The following is a 17734-nucleotide window of genomic DNA, read 5'->3' on the forward strand; positions in this document are numbered from 1 at the left end:
CCTGCTTATTTAGATGATTGTTCAAAGTAGTATTTACCGGTTTTCAATGCACTCGGGCCTAAACGTGCATATTTAAACATTAGATACATTTCAACAATGATAAACGCCAAGTAAAGTGCACAGATTAAACCAATAGAGAACCAAAGATCACCTACACCTAAATTTGAAGCAGATACCCCTACCGGTAACACCTCATAAATTGCCCATGGTTGACGACCGTATTCGGCTAAGAACCAACCACATTCAATGGCAATCCAAGGTAAAGGTAAACTCCATAACAATGCTCTTAGCAACAATGGACTTTGTGTCACTTTGTTACGTAGATTTTGAACAAACGCACCAAATGCCAATAATGCGAGTAAACCGCCGACAGCAAGCATTGCTCGGAATGCCCAGAAGTTAGGACCAACATTTGGAATAGTATCACTTGCAGCTTGTTTAATTTGTTCTTCTGTCGCATCCACTACTTTATCGGTATAGCGTTTTAGCAATAAACCAAATCCAAGATCTTTTTTCACTTCTTCAAATTTTGCCTTTGTTTCAGGATTAACTTGACCCGCTGCTTTTTTCTCAGCTTTTAATTGAGTGAAAAGATCATAAGCGACGATACCACTGCGTACTCTTTGCTCATTTAAAGCTTGGAGTTCCTTTAAACCTGTGATTTCTTTATCAAAAGAACGGGTTGCAACAATACCGCCAATCATTGGCACACTAATTTCGAAATCATTTTTCATTTCAGCAGTGTTAGGGATTGCAGCTATATGAAATGCAGCCGGCGCAGGTTGGGTTTCAAACTCAGCTTCCATTGCGGCCAATTTCACCGGTTGTGCTTTACCAATATCATAACCGGACTCATCACCAAGAATTAATACTGAGATCGAAGCAATAAAACCAAAGGTTGCAGCGATAGAGAAAGAACGTTTTGCAAATCCAAGATCACGACCTTTTAATAAATAGTATGCACTAATTCCTAATACGAAGAATGCACCCGTTACATAACCGGCAGAAAGCGTATGTAAGAATTTACTTTGTGCAACCGGATTTAACCATAAATCCATAAAGCTGGTCATCTCCATACGTACAGTTTCAAAATTGAATTCTGACGCAACCGGATTTTGCATCCAACCATTTGCAACAAGGATCCACATTGCGGAGAGATTTGAACCAAACGCAACACAGTATGTAGTCAGTAAGTGTTTACCTTTAGATAAACGATCCCAACCAAAGAAGAATAAACCAACAAATGTTGATTCTAAGAAAAATGCAAGTAACGCTTCAATAGCCAACGGCGCACCAAAAATATCACCCACATAATGAGAATAGTAAGACCAGTTAGTACCAAATTGGAATTCCATAATGATACCGGTAGTCACCCCAAGGGCAAAGTTAATACCAAATAACTTACCCCAGAATTTTGTCATATCTTTATAAACTTCTTTGCCTGTTACAACATAGGTGGTTTCCATAATTACCAATACGAAAGTCAAACCTAATGTTAAAGGGACAAAAATGAAGTGATATAACGCAGTTAAAGCAAACTGCAAGCGAGAAAGTTCAACAACGTCTAACATCTCAACCTCTTGTAAAAATTACAAGTCATTCACTATGATTAATAAAGACCATCCTTTAAATAATCACCCCAAATACCTAATTAAACTACTTAATCCAATTAAGCAAATACTAAATCACCACACATAATAAATCTTTTTGAGAATTACAGTAATACAATAAAATGATGAATTATGAAGCAGATAACTCAGAACGGGTATCATTTTACTACTAATCATAAGGATAAAAAACAGCTAAAATGTTAGCTCGCTCACATTTTTGATATAAACTAGAAAAAATTTTGGTGATTTTCTGATGAAAATCAATCACTCACAAAAATATTGATTAATATCTAGACATACACTACATATTTTGCTAACCTCGCAGAGTTAGGTTTACATATATTTAGACAGTTTTTTCTTACAGGACTTCACAATGAAGAAAATTTCAATGGTTTTGACCGCACTTTTTTCAGCGGTATCATTTTCAACAATTGCAGCACCACATAAATCTAATGAAATACTTCCCCAATGTGCCCAGTTATTTAAAGAAACTGAAAATTTAATCATTCAAGCAGAAAAACAACCCGGCACTCACACGCAGGTTAGCAAGATTAAAAATAAGCTCAATCAAAGTAAAAAACAAATTCTTGAAATGGAACTTGCAACCCAACTCAAAAGTTGCAATGTAGGATTAGCAAGACTAAATAGCATGAAAAGTAGTTCTGAAGAAACTAATTAATCCTAATATTAAATAAAGAAGACTTACTGAAAATTTTCAATAAGTCTTTTTTATTATTCACTCGTCTAAGAAACTAATTTTTGCAAGCCAAAATGATGATAGGTTTGCGTCGTTACAATCCTTCCACGCGGAGTACGTTGTAAAAAACCTTGCTGTATTAGATAAGGCTCTAACACATCCTCAATGGTATCACGCTCTTCGCCTATCGCGGCAGCCAAATTATCTAATCCAACCGGACCACCATCAAAGCGCTCAATCATAGCAGTCAGTAATTTTCGATCTAAATAATCAAAACCGGCATCATCAACATCTAACATTGAAAGTGCTTGTTTTGCAATATCTAAAGAAATTATCCCCCCGTTTCTTACATCGGCATAATCACGCACACGGCGTAGTAAACGGTTTGCAATACGTGGTGTACCACGAGAACGACGAGCAACTTCAAAAGCGGCCCTCTGCTCTAATTCAAGGTTTAAACAAACCGCACTTCGAACAACAATTGAGGTTAAATCTTCTACTGAATAAAATTCTAAACGCTGTACGATACCAAAACGATCGCGTAAAGGCGAAGTCAAAGAGCCGGCACGTGTTGTTGCTCCGACCAAAGTGAAAGGAGGTAAATCTAATTTAATAGAACGAGCCGCCGGTCCTTCTCCAATCATAATATCAAGTTGGTAATCTTCCATTGCCGGATAAAGTACTTCTTCAATAGCCGGTGAAAGGCGATGAATTTCATCGATAAATAATACGTCATAGGGTTCAAGATTCGTTAGCATCGCAGCTAAATCACCGGCTTTTTCTAAAACAGGGCCTGATGTTGTACGAATATTCACGCCCATTTCATTGGCGACAATATTAGCAAGCGTTGTTTTACCCAATCCCGGAGGACCAAAAATAAGCAAATGATCTAAAGCATCTTTGCGTAATTTTGCCGCTTTAATAAAAATATCCATCTGCTCACGTACCTGTGGTTGCCCGACATAATCTGCAAGTAATTTTGGGCGAATTGCACGGTCAATCACATCTTCATCAAGTTTAGCTTGACTACTAATTATTCTATCAGCTTCAATCATCCATTCGCCCTTATAATGCCGCTTTTAAGGCCTCACGAATTAGTTGTTCGCTATTCAATTCAGGTTTTACCACACGTTTAACCATTTTTTCAGCATCCGTCGGCTTATATCCTAATGCGATCAAAGCCGCAATCGCCTCATCTTCCGAACTTTCCTGGTATGAAATAGCGGAGGATTCACTCGGAATATGCTTACTTTCTATAAAGAAATCGCTTTGTTTAACGCCTTTAAATTTCCCTTTTAATTCAACTAATAGACGTTCTGCCGTTTTTTTGCCCACTCCCGGAATTTTAACCAGCTTAGAAAGCTCTTCACGTTCAATCGCATAAGCAAATTGTTCGACAGACATTGCTGATAAAATTGCCAGTGCCAATTTTGGTCCAACACCGTTGGTTTTAATTAATTCCCGAAATAAAGTTCGGTCGGTTTTTTGGGCAAACCCAAAGAGTAAATGTGCATCCTCTCGAACAACAAGATGAGTAAACAAGGTTGTTTCTTGTCCGAGTTCAGGCAAGTCGTAAAAGCTCGTCATCGGCAAAAGCAATTCATAGCCGACGCCTTGCACATCAAGCAGAATTTCGGGAGGTTGTTTTTCTAATAGAATGCCTGTTAAACGACCAATCATAATTTATCCATAAGCATAAAAATTTTGCATAGAATAAAATAAAACTGGACGAACATCCAGTTATTTTTTTAATCGAAAACGCCCTCGACTATAGCGTGTTTTTAAAAGTGCGGTGATTTTTTCTTGAGTTTCTACTATTTTTACAGAACCTGCAATATGCAAAGAATGGTTCATAGAATGAGCATGGGTAATCGCAATTGCTAAAGCATCCGCTGCATCCACTTGAGGTTTATCGGAAAGCTTCAGAATGCGTGTAACCATATCCTGAACCTGAACCTTATCTGCCGATCCGACCCCGACAACAGTTTGTTTCACTAACCTTGCCGCATATTCAAATACCGGTAAATCATGATTTACTGCTGCCACGATTGCGGTTCCGCGTGCTTGTCCGAGTTTTAATGCCGAATCTGCGTTTTTTGCCATAAAGACTTGCTCAATAGCAAACATATCCGGTTGAAATTGGGTAATAATCTCCGTCACTCCGGCATAAATTCGCTTTAATCGAGTAGGAAGATCATCCACTTGAGTCCGAATTGCGCCACTACCAAGATATTCTAAATGACGACCCACTTGGCGAATCACACCATAGCCGGTCACACGAGAACCGGGATCAATGCCCAAAATAATATTCATCGTTTTCTATAAAAAATGGGTAGGAATCCTACCCATCTACCATACCACTAAAGCTGTGCCGCCACTTCATCACTAATTTCACCGTTGTGATAGACGTTTTGTACATCATCACAATCTTCCAGCATCTCAATTAAACGAAGAAGTTTCGGCGCAGTCTCAAGATCAAGATCAACTGTTGTAGATGGAATCATCGTCACTTCGGCTTCCTGAACTTTGAAACCGGCTTTTTCGATACCATCACGCACATTCCCTAAATCTTCCCACGCCGTATAAATTTCAAATGAACCGTCGTCTTGCGGTTGAATATCGTCTGCTCCGGCTTCAATTGCGGCTTCTGTCAAAGCATCTTCATCGGCTTCAGCAATTAAAATTAAGCCTTTTTTGCTGAACAAATATCCTACCGAACCTTCCGTTCCTAAGTTTCCTCCACATTTGGTAAAACTAGGACGAACTTGTGAAATCGTGCGGTTAGCATTATCGCTTAAACATTCCACCATCACTGCCGTGCCGCCCGGTCCGTAACCTTCATAAATTTTGGTTTCCATATTGGTGTCATCGCCACCGCCCACGCCACGATCAATCGCTCGGTTGATCGTATCACGTGTCATATTATTGCTTAATGCTTTATCCACTGCCGCACGTAAACGCGGGTTTGCGCTGACATCACCGCCGCCTAATTTTGCTGCAGTCACTAATTCACGAATTAATTTTGTAAAAATTTTACCGCGTTGCGCATCCTGTGCTGCTTTACGGTGTTTAATATTTGCCCATTTACTATGGCCTGCCATAATTGTTTTCCTTCTTAAAATTATTTTGTTAAAAGGGATAATTTTTTCGTTTTTACGAATTTATCATTTAATAAATATTTTCTGATCGCTTCGGCATTATTAGGGGATTTTGTCATTTTCACAGCTTGTTCCGGCGAAACCCATTGATACGCCAAATGCTCCGATAATTGGGGAATAAACTCCCTTTCCACCGCCAATAAAAACCAATGTTCTCGGCAGTAGGTAACATTCGGTGCGTATTTATAGCGGAAATGAGGGAAAATTTCAAATTCTACACTTTCGTTACAATCAAAAAGTGCGGTGGAATTTTCCGTTATTTTTAACCGCACTTCTTCCCATAATTCACGAATTGCCGCTTGTCGTGGTGTTTCATTTTCTTCCAAAGAACCTGTAACGGATTGCCAAAAATCAGGATCATCTTGGCGTTGGAGCATTAATACTTGATCACAATTTTCAGCATAAATGACCACTAAAACAGAATGAGGATTTTTATATTTTTGTTCCGCCATAACTTAATACTGACGCACTGCCGGCGGCACATAATTCTCAATAAATTGTTCAATTTCAGCTAAGTTTTCCGAAAATAAGATCTTTTCCCGATCAGATTGAGTTAAAAAATCCTTTTTTACCATCAGATCGTACATTTCTTTTAATGGCTCATAGTAACCATTCTGATTGAATAAAATACAAGGATTATTGTTCTGTCCGATTCTCGCCCAAGAAATCACTTCACTGATTTCCTCCAAAGTACCGGGGCCCCCGGGTAAAGCAATATAGACATCACCTTTTTCTATCATTAATTTTTTACGCTCCGTCATTGATTGCACAACAAAGATCTCACTTAATCCTGTATGCACCAATTCGCGTTTCTGTAAAAATTCAGGAATAACGCCTATTACTTTTCCACCGAATTGTAGTACGGTGTTTGCCACTACACCCATCAAACCTGCTTTACCGCCCCCATAAACTAAAGTATCGTTTCGTTCCGCAATCCATTTCCCCAATTCTACGGCTGACTTATAAAAACTATCTTGGTTACCTAAGGCTGCACCACAATACACGGTAATATTCATTTTTCGTCCTTAAACCTATTCAGGATTTTTTGTTGATTTGCTTGCAAAATATCGGTCAAATTCAATTCATATTTATCCGCTAGGATCAGTAAATTATTCAATACATCACCAATTTCTTCTTCAATATGTTGCAATTTCTCTGTTTGAGATTGGTCATTCTCATCAGGACGATCCCGCCCAATTTCATAGGCTCGCACCGCTTGGGCTAATTCCCCTACCTCTTCAGTTAAAAAATTCAAACGGATAAAAGGGTCATATTGATACCACTTACGCGAACGATAAAAATTACAAAGCCATTTTTGATAGGATTGAAGGTTCATATTAATTTTCCCTATAAAAATGCGGTCAATTCCGACCGCACTTTATCTTTATAAATTTATTATTCCGCTTTCACAACCTGAATGTTTAACTCAGCTAAAGCTTGTGGATTGGCAAAACTTGGGGCTTCCGTCATTAAACAGGCGGCAGCGGTCGTTTTCGGGAAGGCAACTACATCACGAATATTATCCGTGCCGGTAAGAAGCATCGTTAAACGATCTAAACCGAAAGCAAGACCAGCGTGTGGTGGCGTACCGAATTTTAAGGCATCAAGTAGGAAACCAAATTTTTCCTGCTGCTCCTGCTCATTGATACCAAGAATACGGAACACAGTTTGTTGCATTTTCGGATCGAAAATACGCACTGAACCGCCGCCCACTTCGTAGCCGTTAATCACTATATCATAGGCATTCGCCACAGCATCGGTCGGGTTAGCCTCTAATTCTTGCGGCGTAAAATCACGTGGTGAAGTGAACGGGTGGTGCATTGCGGCAAGATTGCCTTCCTCATCACGTTCAAACATTGGGAAATCAACTACCCAAAGCGGTTGCCATTCATCTAAGCGAGTTAAACCGAGATCACGACCTAATTTCAAACGTAATGCGCCCATAGCATCGGTGGTGACATTCCATTTATCCGCACCGAAAAAGAGAATATCGCCAATTTGTGCACCCACTTTGGCAAACAAGGCTTTTAACACATCTTCATTTAAGAATTTAGCAATCGGGCTTTGCACGCCTTCAAGACCGGCATTCACATCATTGACTTTCAACCATGCCAAACCTTTTGCACCATAAATACCAACAAATTGAGTGTATTCATCAATTTGCTTACGAGTAATTTCATTACCGTTCGGCACGCGAATGACGGCAACACGGCCATTCGGATCCTTTGCCGGCCCTTGGAAAACTTTGAAATCCACATCTTTAACAATATCAGCCACATCCACCAATTCTAACGGGTTACGCAAATCAGGCTTATCGGAACCAAAACGGTTCATCGCCTCGTGCCATGTCATAATCGGGAATTTACCAAGATCCACATCAAGAATATGTTTCCATAGACCGTGGATCATATTCTCCATAATTTCACGTACTTCAGGGGCAGTTAAAAAAGACGTTTCTACATCGATTTGAGTAAATTCAGGCTGACGATCCGCACGTAAATCTTCATCACGGAAACATTTCACAATTTGGTAATAACGATCAAAACCTGACATCATCAGCAACTGTTTGAATAATTGCGGTGATTGCGGTAACGCATAGAATTTTCCTTTATGCACACGACTTGGAACAAGATAGTCACGTGCCCCTTCCGGTGTGGCTTTGGTAAGCATTGGCGTTTCAATATCCAAGAAACCATTATCGTCCATAAAACGACGGACGAAACTGGTAATTTTTGCACGGGTTTTCAAACGTTGCGCCATTTCCGGTCGGCGTAAATCCAAATAGCGGAATTTTAAACGTTGTTCTTCGGTATTATTTTGATTGAAATCTAACGGCAATACATCGGATGCATTATAAATTTTGAGTTCTTTGGCAAGCACTTCCACTTCACCCGTTGCCATATTTTTATTAATTTGATTATCCGGACGTGGGATCACTTCCCCTTTGATTTGAATACAAAACTCATTACGCAACGCGCCTGCAGCGGTAAGGGCATCTTGGAATTTGGGGTCAAAATACACTTGTACGATCCCTTCGCGATCTCGCATATCAATAAAAATCAAGCCGCCTAAATCACGACGACGATGAACCCAACCGCTTAATGTCACTTCTAGTCCTACATGGCTACGGTTCAAAGCACCACAATAGTGTGTACGCATCATTTTTATATTCCTTTTTATACTCTGAAATTAACTAGTTGATTATACGGAAATTGGCATCGCTTTTAAATTGGAAACAGAAATTTATTTGCGCCCGACAAAACTTTCTCTAAAATAACCGCACTTTTAACTCTCCCTCCCAAATTATATGCAAAAAGATACCCTTTTCTCCGCCCCTATTGAAAAACTGGGCGATTTCACTTTTGACGAAAGTGTTGCCGAAGTCTTCCCTGATATGATCCAACGTTCTATCCCTGGTTATTCCAATATCATTACAGCCATCGGAATGCTTGCCGAACGCTTTGTGACAGCAAATAGCCTTGTATATGATTTGGGTTGTTCTCGAGGTGCTGCGACACTTTCCGTACGTCGTAATATCCATCAACCCAATGTAAAAATTATTGGTATCGATAATTCCCAACCGATGGTTGAACGTTGTCGTCAGCATATTGCCGCCTATCACAGTGAGATTCCCGTAGAAATCTTATGCGATGATATTCGACATATAGAACTCAAAAATGCTTCCATGGTGATTTTAAATTTCACCTTACAATTTTTAGCACCGGAAGATCGTATAGCATTGCTCACAAAAATTTACCAAGGTTTAAATCCAAACGGAGTATTAGTACTTTCAGAAAAATTCCGTTTTGAAAACGAAAAGGTGGATAATTTGCTGATTGATCTGCACCACCAGTTTAAACGAGCCAACGGCTATAGTGAACTTGAAGTCAGTCAAAAACGTACTGCACTGGAAAACGTGATGCGAACGGACAGCATTGAAACACATAAAGTACGGTTAAAAAATATCGGATTTTCTCAGGTAGAGTTATGGTTTCAATGTTTTAATTTTGGCTCAATGGTAGCAGTGAAATAGTGAAATAAAAAAGCGCTCAGTAAGTAAGTGTCAAATTGAGCGCTCTTTATGACAAAACTAAGAATTAGTTAGATGCATTCGGTTTATAAAATAGGGTGAATGCGATGAATATGAAACCCAAGAAACAGGAGACGATTAATGCGTAGAAACCACCATCCCAGCCGAATAAGTCCACTAATTTACCCATCACATAACCTGCACTCGCCGATCCCAATAAATAACCGAATAAACCGGTTAAACCTGTTGCAGTACCTGTCGCTATACGTGGAACAAGATCAGCAGCCTGTAACCCTATCATCATTACCGGCCCGTAAATTAAAAAACCGATTGCAACAAGACAAATGTTATCGACTAACGGATTACCCTCCGGATTTTTCCAGTAAACAATAATAGCGATTAATACACCTGTTAAAAATAATAACATTGGTGGTGCTCGATGCCCTTTGAAGACTTTATCACTTAAATAACCACTGGTTAACATACCGAAAATCCCCGCATATTCATATAAGAAATATGCCCAACTCTGTTTATCCACAGAAAAATGTTTCACTTCCTTTAAGTATGTTGGTGCCCAGTCAATAATGCCGTAACGAATAAAATAGACAAAGACGTTCGCAATGGCAATTGACCATAAGAATTTGTTATTAATGATATATTTTTTGAAAATATCTTTAGATGAAAGCGTATGTGCAGACTCAACATTCTGCACCATTTTCTCACCTTTCCATTCATCAACCGGCGGTAAACCTTGAGATTCCGGCGTATCCCGCATAAACCAAAACATAATAAACGCTAACACGATAGCAATTAATGCCGGCAAATAAAATAGTGATTGCCATGTACCAAAAATCGCTAAACCGAGGATTGCTAATGGACCAATTAAACCGCCACCTAAATTATGAGATACATTCCACCAACTCCACCAAACACCGCGCTCAGACACTGAAAACCAGTTAGTCATGGTTTTCGCACCCGGCGGATACCCCATACCTTGAAACCAACCATTAAGGGCGGCTAGGATAATCATAAATGGAATAGAAGCCAGCACACCCGGCACTAGACCAAAAATTAAACTCACCACTGCTGAGCCAAGTAAGCCTATAGTAATAAAATATTTTGGATTACTACGGTCAGACACATTCCCCATAATGAACTTACTAAAACCATAAGCGAGGGATAAAGCAACGCCTACTGCCCCTAAATCAGCTTTAGTAAAACCATATTCATCAATTAAATAGGGGATAGCGAGAGAAAAGTTTTTGCGGATAAGATAATATGCAGCATAACCAATGAATACTCCGGCAAAAACTTGCCAACGTAATTTTTTATACTCAGAATCAATTCTAGAATTATCAATTCGTGGAGACGGTGGAGACGCCTTTAAAAAAGAGAACATACAAACCCCTATGGTAAAATTTAAACACGCTGATTGAAACAACAGACGGTGTTTTGCACTGATACATTCAAAACGAATGTCAATGTAAGATAGGCGGCGGAGTGTAACATTTGTATTGTTTACCAATTTTGTTTTAAATCAAAAAATATCACTTTTCATCCTAATAATTTCAAAAATATAATCCTTTAAATAGCTTTTACTGATTTATTGCCCAATTTATGACATAATCGACTCATTTGTTTCCCTGTTCAAAAAGGATTAAACCCATGCGAATTTTACACACTATGTTACGAGTAGGTAACTTAGATCGCTCAATTAAGTTTTATCAAGATGTATTAGGAATGCGTTTATTGCGAACCAGTGAAAATCCCGAATATAAATATTCTTTAGCATTCTTAGGTTATGATGATGAGGATAAATCCTCAGTCATTGAACTGATTTATAACTGGGGTGTAACAGAATACGATCTCGGTACGGCGTACGGACATATCGCGATTGGTGTGGATGATATTTATACGACTTGCGAATCTGTGCGTTCAAACGGAGGTAAAATTACCCGTGAACCCGGTCCGGTTAAAGGCGGTAGCACAGTAATTGCCTTCGTGGAAGATCCTGATGGTTACAAAATTGAATTTATTGAAAATAAAAACGCAAAAGCCGGACTAGGTAATTAAAAAGTGCGGTCATTTTCTACAGTATTTTAATAACGTAGGTTCACCTGCGTTATTTTATTTTAAGGATAAATAATGTCCGATTCTCAAGAAATTCCTCATCACAATCAATTAAAAAATCGTTTCCGAGGCTATTTTCCCGTCATTATTGATGTGGAAACTGCGGGTTTTGATGCAAAAAAAGATGCCTTATTAGAATTAGCCGCGATTACGTTAAAAATGGATGAAAACGGGTATTTACACCCTGATCAAAAATGCCATTTTCATATTGAGCCTTTTGCGGGCGCAAATATCAATCCGGAATCACTAAAATTTAACGGTATAGATATTCATAATCCCTTACGTGGCGCAATATCAGAGTTAGATGCAATGACCGGATTATTCCAAATGGTTCGCCGAGGACAAAAAGAGGCTGACTGCCAACGTTCCATTATCGTAGCTCATAATGCAACCTTTGATCAAAGTTTCGTCATGGCTGCTGCAGAGCGTACAGGCATAAAACGTAATCCTTTCCACCCTTTTGGTATGTTTGATACCGCAAGCCTAGCGGGATTAATGTTTGGGCAAACAGTGTTAGTAAAAGCCTGTCAGGCAGCAAACATCCCTTTTGATGGGAAACAAGCTCACTCAGCCCTCTATGATACGGAGCGTACCGCAGAGTTATTTTGCTATATGGTAAATCATTTGAAAAATTTAGGGGGCTTTCCGCATATCCCCACATAATGAAAAAACGGAAGAAAAAATAACCGCACTTAATTTTTTTTAGAATTAAGTTGCAATTCTTGCTATTTTACAGTAGCTTAGAGAGCAATTCTTATTTGGAGATAAAAAAATGAACGTAGTCTGTCGCCATCATTGCCACCATTTAACTGAATAATCTTTCAGGTTTTTTGGTGTGCTTGGAAGATTTCTTCCGAGCAGACAGGATAATAAAAATCTTACCCCTCGGAAGGCAACTTTCGGGGGGTTATTTTATGATTAGAGGAGCACCGACCATCAACATTACATATTCAATAAAATTAAATAATTCAATTTACACATTTATTTATAAGGAAAAACACAATGTTATCAAACCCAGTTGTTATCTCAATTATCGTTTTGCTGACACTCAGCTTACTACGAATTAATGTTATTATTGCTCTCGTCATTGCTGCACTCACTGCGGGTTTATGTGGCGGTCTTGGTTTAACTAAAACCATTGAAACCTTTACCGGTGGGCTAGGCGACGGTGCTGAAGTTGCCATGAACTATGCGATGCTCGGCGCTTTCGCTATCGCAATTTCCAAATCCGGTATCACCGACTTAATCGCCTATAAAATCATCACAAAAATAAACAAAACTCCGACAAGTAACAATCTTGCCTGGTTTAAATATTTAATTTTCGGCATTTTGGTATTATTTTCTATTTCATCCCAAAACCTGCTACCCGTGCACATTGCCTTTATCCCCATTGTCGTACCGCCATTGCTTTCAATCTTTAATCGTTTAAACATCGACCGCCGTGCAGTTGCTTGCGTACTCACTTTCGGTTTAACTGCAACTTATATGTTACTTCCTGTGGGTTTCGGTAAGATTTTTATTGAAAGTATTTTGGTAAAAAATATCAATCAGGCAGGAGCGAACCTTGGTTTACAAACGGATGTTACCCAAGTATCTCTAGCAATGTTGTTGCCGGTAACCGGCATGATTTTGGGACTATTAACCGCCGTATTTATCACTTATCGCAAACCACGTAAATACAATGTTCTTGTTGAGGAACCCACCACTGAAGAAATTGAAACGCATATTGCAAATATTCGACCAAAACAAATTACAGCAAGCCTCATTGCAATCTTTGCAACTTTTGCAACACAACTGGTTACCAGCTCAACAATTATCGGTGGTTTAGTCGGTTTGGCGATCTTTGCACTATTCGGTATCTTCAAACTCAAAGAAAGTAACGATATTTTCCAACAAGGTTTACGTTTAATGGCAATGATCGGATTTGTAATGATTGCCGCCTCGGGCTTTGCAAATGTAATTAATGCTACTACGGGCGTAACGGACTTGGTGCAAAACCTAAGCAATGGTGCAATTCAAAGCAAAGGATTAGCCGCATTTTTAATGCTACTTGTCGGCTTATTAATTACGATGGGAATCGGCTCTTCTTTCTCTACCGTGCCGATTATTACTTCAATCTATGTTCCACTTTGCCTCTCCTTTGGTTTCTCACCATTAGCAACCGTGTCAATTGTAGGCGTCGCAGCGGCACTTGGTGATGCGGGTTCTCCTGCTTCCGACTCCACCTTAGGACCAACCTCAGGATTGAATATAGACGGAAAACACGATCACATTTGGGATTCTGTTGTGCCGACATTCATTCACTACAATATTCCCTTATTAGCGTTTGGCTGGATTGCAGCAATGTATCTTTAACGATTATAATCCCCCATCGGGGGATTTTTTATGCTTATTCAACAACTCATCAACAAGTTAGAACAAAAGGTTCAACAGCTTTATCAAATTCATTCAGCCCAACTGGAAGAAAAAATCTTCACAAAATTTGACCGCACTTTATTTAGTGAAAATGGACAAACCGTATCATTTTATTTTACTGAAATTAACCAAACACTGATAAGAATTAAATCGCTTGATTCTAATGATGTAAATCATTACAGCTTTATTGCGGCGCATCTGTTCAAACAGTGTAACGCGTTATCTGAAACGCTCAATCGGAAAAATACGAAGTTTACTCAACAGAAACGACAACAAAATCCGACTATAAAGAAAACACAACATAGTATTCATCAATTACCCCCACGTGAACGTTTAGAGAAATATTACGAAGCACTTGAACAACTGAATGATTTATATCAACAACATCGAGATCTGGCTCGCACGAAAACTGATCCCGTTGAGAAAAAAAGAATGATAGAACGAACCAATGGCTATAAACATCGTCGTCAGAAATGTCAAGAAGCCATTGATTTATTAGAAGAATACTTAACCTTTAAAGAAGAACAAAAAAGCAACAATCACACAGATGAATAAAAGAAAAATCCCTTAATCTTTTGACTAAGGGATTTTTGGAATTTGATGGCGGAGGAAGTGAGATTCGAACTCACGGAGGGCGTAAACCCTCGCCGGTTTTCAAGACCGGTGCCTTCAACCACTCGACCATTCCTCCGTGATTTAAGCGGGGTGAATAATACGTTTTTTCCCCAATTCCGTCAAGAATAAAAAGATATCTTTTTTCTTGAGTGATTAATTTTAACTCAATCTAAAGGCAAAAAAATTGGTACTTTTCGTACCAATTTTATTTTTACTTATTACGATTTTGCATGTGTGGGTTCGGAATACACATGGCTAATTGCGCTGTGATGCCCTGCCGCTCCTTTTCCATAGAAGTAATAACGAGATTCCATCCATTCAACAATCGGGAAAGATTCTGCCGTTTCTTCGCTGGCTTTCGCAAGAGTGATTTCTGCCTTAGTATGAATAACTGAAGAAACTGTACCTAAACGACCTGAAAACTCGTAAGTGCGGTCAAATTTAGCCGAATTTTCAACCTCAGTAGTTTCATTTGAAATGGTTTCATTTTGCACATTCTCCGCATCAAGGCGAGCTAACGATTCCTGTACTTTTTTCTGTACCGATTCATTTGCTGGTTGTGTGATAAAGTCCAAAGCAGGTTTCACTTCTACTGAACTATTTTCAACCATAATACCAGTAGCTGGCGTGATAAATCCTTTCTTCGTTTTTTCTTGCTCAAGCAATTCATCTACGGATAAGAAATTATTTTCTTTTGCTACATTCAATGCCGAATAATCGACCCAGACTTTCCCACTTGCCAATTCAGGAGAAAAAACAGCGAAAGACAGTGGCATTGGTGACTTAGGCTCTTGACGGCGGCGACGCTGATTATTTGATACACGCAAATGGCGTGGCGTACGGCGCTGACGGTCCTGACGATTTTGTTTTTCTTCAACCTCTACCGTTTGGATTATCTCTGTCGGCACCTTCTCTAGGGTTTCCTCAACGATTTCAACCTTTGTTGCTACCGGTGCATGAGCTACATTAGCATTAACCGCATTATCATCAATACGCACACGTTTCTGTAGTTCGCGACGTTGACGACGTTGTTGTGCCGGCTGCTCTACTTTATCCCCCTTATTATCGGAAACAGGCGTAGAATTGACCGCACTTTCAGCCGGATTTTCATTTGCCACAGAATGACGGCGTAAACGACGCTGATTACGCTCACGCGTAGAAGGTGCATTTCCCTGCTCCGTTTTCTCCGCTACATTATTCTCTGATTTTGAACGATGCGCTACATTACGGCGTTCTTGAGCGCGTCGCGAGTGACGATTGTTATTACGATTGTGTTTTGGTTTTTCTTCAACCGCCGGTGCCGGGCTGAATAATGCTTTGATTTTTGCAATAATTTTTGCCAATAGCGACAGCTCATTCGATTTACGTTCCATCGGTGTTGGTGCGGCTTCAGAGATAGAAAGTGAAAGTGCTGCACTTTCTACTGCCGGTTGCTCAGAAACAAACACCGTTTCAGTATTTCGTGAAGCCGATGACTCATCAGCAACCTCTTCCTGCACACTATAGACTTTTGCCAAATTGTAACTTAGCTCATTAAGCTCTTCACCATCACGTACACGGGACACACTAAAATTCGGTGTTTCCATCGCTTCATTCGGAACAACAATCACATCAACATCATGGCGCTTTTCAATATTACTGATCGCTTTACGTTTTTCATTTAATAGGTAAGAAGCAATTTGCACCGGCACAATAGTATGTACCTGTTTGGTATTTTCTTTCAATGCCTCTTCTTCAATCAAACGTAAAATTGATAAAGAAAGCGATTCATTATCACGTACTTTGCCGGTTCCTTGACAACGTGGGCAAATATGATGGGAAGATTCACCGAGAGACGGGCTTAAACGCTGACGCGACATTTCCAACAAGCCAAAACGTGAAATACGACTAATTTGAATACGGGCGCGATCTTGACGTACCGCATCACGAATGCGATTTTCTACTTCACGTTGATGACGGATTGGCGTCATATCGATAAAATCAATAACGACTAATCCCCCTAAGTCACGCAAACGTAATTGTCGTGCAATTTCATCAGCCGCTTCAAGGTTTGTATTAAGGGCAGTTTCTTCAATATCCCCCCCTCGGGTTGAGCGAGCAGAGTTGATATCAATCGCCGTTAAAGCTTCCGTCACATCAATAACGATTGAGCCGCCTGACGGCAAACGTACTTCACGTTGAAATGCAGATTCAATTTGAGATTCAATCTGATAATGACTGAAGAGAGGAACTTCACCTTGATATAATTTCACACGGTTCACAAAATCCGGACGAACCAATTTGATGTGTTCTTTCGCTTTTTCAAAGATCTTCGGACTATCAATTAAAATTTCACCAATATCACGACGTAAGTAATCACGAATAGCGCGAACAATCACATCACTTTCTTGGTGAATTAAAAACGGTGCCGGACGGCTTTGCGATGCCTGTTTGATCGCCTCCCAATGATGTAATAGAACCTTTAAGTCCCATTGTAATTCTTCCGGAGATTTGCCTACGCCTGCGGTGCGAACTATTAAGCCAACACCCTCCGGCACCTCTAATGAACTTAGTGCTTCTTTCAATTCCGTGCGTTCATCGCCTTCAATACGACGAGAAATCCCACCCGCGCGCGGATTGTTAGGCATAATTACTAAATAACTGCCGGCAAGGGAAACAAAGGTTGTCAGCGCGGCACCTTTATTACCCCGCTCCTCTTTGTTTACTTGTACAATAACTTCTTGCCCTTCGCTTAAAATATCACGAATATTCGGGCGACCTTGAAACACATAATCCGCCGGAAAATATTCTCGTGCAATCTCTTTTAACGGTAAAAAACCGTGGCGTTCCGCACCGTAATCCACAAAAGCCGCTTCAAGGCTTGGTTCTACACGGGTAATCTTCCCTTTGTAGATATTTGCTTTTTTTTGTTCATGTCCCGGACTTTCAATATCCAAGTCAAAAAGGCGTTGTCCATCAACAAGCGCCACTCGCAACTCTTCTTTTTGAGTCGCATTGATTAACATTCTTTTCATTGTCAATTCTCTTTTTTAAATTTTTAAAAATACCTCAAAATAAACCGCACTTTGCTTCGTTATCG

15 protein-coding genes, 1 tRNA gene, 3 pseudogenes and 1 other annotated feature are annotated in these 17734 nt (G+C 39.7%); of the genes and pseudogenes, 6 read left to right on the forward strand and 13 right to left on the reverse strand.

Annotated elements, in window-relative coordinates; translation table 11 throughout:
• Positions 1-5 precede the first annotated feature (5 nt).
• Positions 6-1571, reverse strand: coding sequence for a cytochrome ubiquinol oxidase subunit I (locus A3GE_RS0100360; RefSeq protein WP_018355298.1), 1566 nt, complete (start codon positions 1569-1571; stop codon positions 6-8).
• 412 nt (positions 1572-1983) lie between these two features.
• On the opposite strand from A3GE_RS0100360, the gene A3GE_RS0100365 reads away from it, so the two are divergent.
• Positions 1984-2289, forward strand: coding sequence for a DUF5339 domain-containing protein (locus A3GE_RS0100365; protein ID WP_026215327.1), 306 nt, complete (start codon positions 1984-1986; stop codon positions 2287-2289).
• A gap of 65 nt (positions 2290-2354) precedes the next feature.
• Here A3GE_RS0100365 and ruvB read toward each other — a convergent pair whose 3' ends face one another.
• The 8 genes from ruvB to aspS are packed head-to-tail and all read right to left on the reverse strand — an operon-like array spanning position 2355 to position 8627.
• Positions 2355-3362: a Holliday junction branch migration DNA helicase RuvB gene (ruvB, locus tag A3GE_RS0100370; protein WP_018355300.1), complete on the reverse strand. Its 1008-nt coding sequence runs from the start codon at positions 3360-3362 to the stop codon at positions 2355-2357.
• Between the two features lie 10 nt (positions 3363-3372).
• Entirely contained in the window at positions 3373-3987 is a 615-nt protein-coding gene (gene ruvA, locus A3GE_RS0100375; protein WP_018355301.1) for a Holliday junction branch migration protein RuvA, read from the reverse strand.
• 60 nt (positions 3988-4047) lie between these two features.
• Positions 4048-4620 (reverse strand): crossover junction endodeoxyribonuclease RuvC, encoded by a 573-nt coding sequence (ruvC, locus tag A3GE_RS0100380; protein ID WP_018355302.1) that lies wholly within the window; start codon positions 4618-4620, stop codon positions 4048-4050.
• A gap of 47 nt (positions 4621-4667) precedes the next feature.
• Entirely contained in the window at positions 4668-5408 is a 741-nt protein-coding gene (locus tag A3GE_RS0100385; protein WP_018355303.1) for a YebC/PmpR family DNA-binding transcriptional regulator, read from the reverse strand.
• Positions 5409-5428: 20 nt separating this feature from the next.
• Positions 5429-5917, reverse strand: a complete 489-nt coding sequence (gene nudB, locus A3GE_RS0100390; protein WP_018355304.1) for a dihydroneopterin triphosphate diphosphatase — start codon at positions 5915-5917, stop codon at positions 5429-5431.
• 3 nt (positions 5918-5920) lie between these two features.
• On the reverse strand, positions 5921-6481 hold the full coding sequence (locus tag A3GE_RS0100395; protein ID WP_018355305.1) for an LOG family protein: 561 nt from the start codon (positions 6479-6481) through the stop codon (positions 5921-5923).
• A complete protein-coding gene (locus tag A3GE_RS0100400; protein WP_018355306.1) occupies positions 6478-6801 on the reverse strand; it encodes a MazG nucleotide pyrophosphohydrolase domain-containing protein in 324 nt (107 codons plus the stop codon). The genes A3GE_RS0100395 and A3GE_RS0100400 overlap by 4 nt, the downstream gene beginning before the upstream one ends.
• 59 nt (positions 6802-6860) lie before the next feature.
• Entirely contained in the window at positions 6861-8627 is a 1767-nt protein-coding gene (gene aspS / locus A3GE_RS0100405; RefSeq protein WP_018355307.1) for an aspartate--tRNA ligase, read from the reverse strand.
• A gap of 145 nt (positions 8628-8772) precedes the next feature.
• On the opposite strand from aspS, the gene cmoA reads away from it, so the two are divergent.
• Positions 8773-9498 (forward strand): carboxy-S-adenosyl-L-methionine synthase CmoA, encoded by a 726-nt coding sequence (cmoA, locus tag A3GE_RS0100410; protein ID WP_018355308.1) that lies wholly within the window; start codon positions 8773-8775, stop codon positions 9496-9498.
• A 64-nt stretch (positions 9499-9562) separates the two neighbouring features.
• Here the strand turns inward: cmoA and pgtP are convergent, their stop codons facing one another.
• Positions 9563-10894, reverse strand: a complete 1332-nt coding sequence (pgtP, locus tag A3GE_RS0100415; protein ID WP_018355309.1) for a phosphoglycerate transporter protein PgtP — start codon at positions 10892-10894, stop codon at positions 9563-9565.
• A gap of 266 nt (positions 10895-11160) precedes the next feature.
• On the opposite strand from pgtP, the gene gloA reads away from it, so the two are divergent.
• The 4 genes and pseudogenes from gloA (at position 11161) to priC (ending at position 14595) form a co-directional block, all read left to right on the forward strand.
• Positions 11161-11568: a lactoylglutathione lyase gene (gene gloA, locus A3GE_RS0100420; protein WP_018355310.1), complete on the forward strand. Its 408-nt coding sequence runs from the start codon at positions 11161-11163 to the stop codon at positions 11566-11568.
• Positions 11569-11640: 72 nt separating this feature from the next.
• Positions 11641-12331 (forward strand): annotated as a pseudogene (rnt, locus tag A3GE_RS0100425) (ribonuclease T).
• Positions 12332-12417: 86 nt separating this feature from the next.
• Positions 12418-12540: a sequence feature (His leader region), on the forward strand.
• A gap of 87 nt (positions 12541-12627) precedes the next feature.
• Positions 12628-13980, forward strand: a complete 1353-nt coding sequence (locus A3GE_RS0100430) for a Na+/H+ antiporter family protein (RefSeq protein ID WP_018355312.1) — start codon at positions 12628-12630, stop codon at positions 13978-13980.
• Between the two features lie 30 nt (positions 13981-14010).
• Entirely contained in the window at positions 14011-14595 is a 585-nt protein-coding gene (gene priC / locus A3GE_RS0100435; RefSeq protein WP_018355313.1) for a primosomal replication protein PriC, read from the forward strand.
• Between the two features lie 46 nt (positions 14596-14641).
• Here the strand turns inward: priC and A3GE_RS0100440 are convergent.
• The 3 genes and pseudogenes from A3GE_RS0100440 to rne all read right to left on the reverse strand — a co-directional run.
• Positions 14642-14731, reverse strand: a tRNA-Ser gene (locus tag A3GE_RS0100440).
• 142 nt (positions 14732-14873) lie between these two features.
• Positions 14874-15104 (reverse strand): annotated as a pseudogene (locus tag A3GE_RS12495) (polyhydroxyalkanoate depolymerase); the annotation flags it as partial.
• A 57-nt stretch (positions 15105-15161) separates the two neighbouring features.
• Positions 15162-17669: pseudogene (gene rne / locus A3GE_RS0100445) on the reverse strand (ribonuclease E); the annotation flags it as partial.
• Positions 17670-17734 lie beyond the last annotated feature (65 nt).

This window comes from Rodentibacter pneumotropicus DSM 21403 (assembly GCF_000379905.1).
In the GTDB taxonomy this organism is placed as follows: Bacteria; Pseudomonadota; Gammaproteobacteria; order Enterobacterales; family Pasteurellaceae; genus Rodentibacter; species Rodentibacter pneumotropicus.

What these genes read in the sequence shown, in the direction of transcription:
- A3GE_RS0100360 (WP_018355298.1), bottom strand. Translation starts at nt 1,571, where the DNA reads ATGTTAGACGTTGTTGAACTTTCTCGCTTGCAGTTTGCTTTAACTGCG.
- A3GE_RS0100365 (WP_026215327.1), top strand. Translation starts at nt 1,984, where the DNA reads ATGAAGAAAATTTCAATGGTTTTGACCGCACTTTTTTCAGCGGTATCA.
- ruvB (WP_018355300.1), bottom strand. Translation starts at nt 3,362, where the DNA reads ATGATTGAAGCTGATAGAATAATTAGTAGTCAAGCTAAACTTGATGAA.
- ruvA (WP_018355301.1), bottom strand. Translation starts at nt 3,987, where the DNA reads ATGATTGGTCGTTTAACAGGCATTCTATTAGAAAAACAACCTCCCGAA.
- ruvC (WP_018355302.1), bottom strand. Translation starts at nt 4,620, where the DNA reads ATGAATATTATTTTGGGCATTGATCCCGGTTCTCGTGTGACCGGCTAT.
- A3GE_RS0100385 (WP_018355303.1), bottom strand. Translation starts at nt 5,408, where the DNA reads ATGGCAGGCCATAGTAAATGGGCAAATATTAAACACCGTAAAGCAGCA.
- nudB (WP_018355304.1), bottom strand. Translation starts at nt 5,917, where the DNA reads ATGGCGGAACAAAAATATAAAAATCCTCATTCTGTTTTAGTGGTCATT.
- A3GE_RS0100395 (WP_018355305.1), bottom strand. Translation starts at nt 6,481, where the DNA reads ATGAATATTACCGTGTATTGTGGTGCAGCCTTAGGTAACCAAGATAGT.
- A3GE_RS0100400 (WP_018355306.1), bottom strand. Translation starts at nt 6,801, where the DNA reads ATGAACCTTCAATCCTATCAAAAATGGCTTTGTAATTTTTATCGTTCG.
- aspS (WP_018355307.1), bottom strand. Translation starts at nt 8,627, where the DNA reads ATGATGCGTACACACTATTGTGGTGCTTTGAACCGTAGCCATGTAGGA.
- cmoA (WP_018355308.1), top strand. Translation starts at nt 8,773, where the DNA reads ATGCAAAAAGATACCCTTTTCTCCGCCCCTATTGAAAAACTGGGCGAT.
- pgtP (WP_018355309.1), bottom strand. Translation starts at nt 10,894, where the DNA reads ATGTTCTCTTTTTTAAAGGCGTCTCCACCGTCTCCACGAATTGATAAT.
- gloA (WP_018355310.1), top strand. Translation starts at nt 11,161, where the DNA reads ATGCGAATTTTACACACTATGTTACGAGTAGGTAACTTAGATCGCTCA.
- A3GE_RS0100430 (WP_018355312.1), top strand. Translation starts at nt 12,628, where the DNA reads ATGTTATCAAACCCAGTTGTTATCTCAATTATCGTTTTGCTGACACTC.
- priC (WP_018355313.1), top strand. Translation starts at nt 14,011, where the DNA reads ATGCTTATTCAACAACTCATCAACAAGTTAGAACAAAAGGTTCAACAG.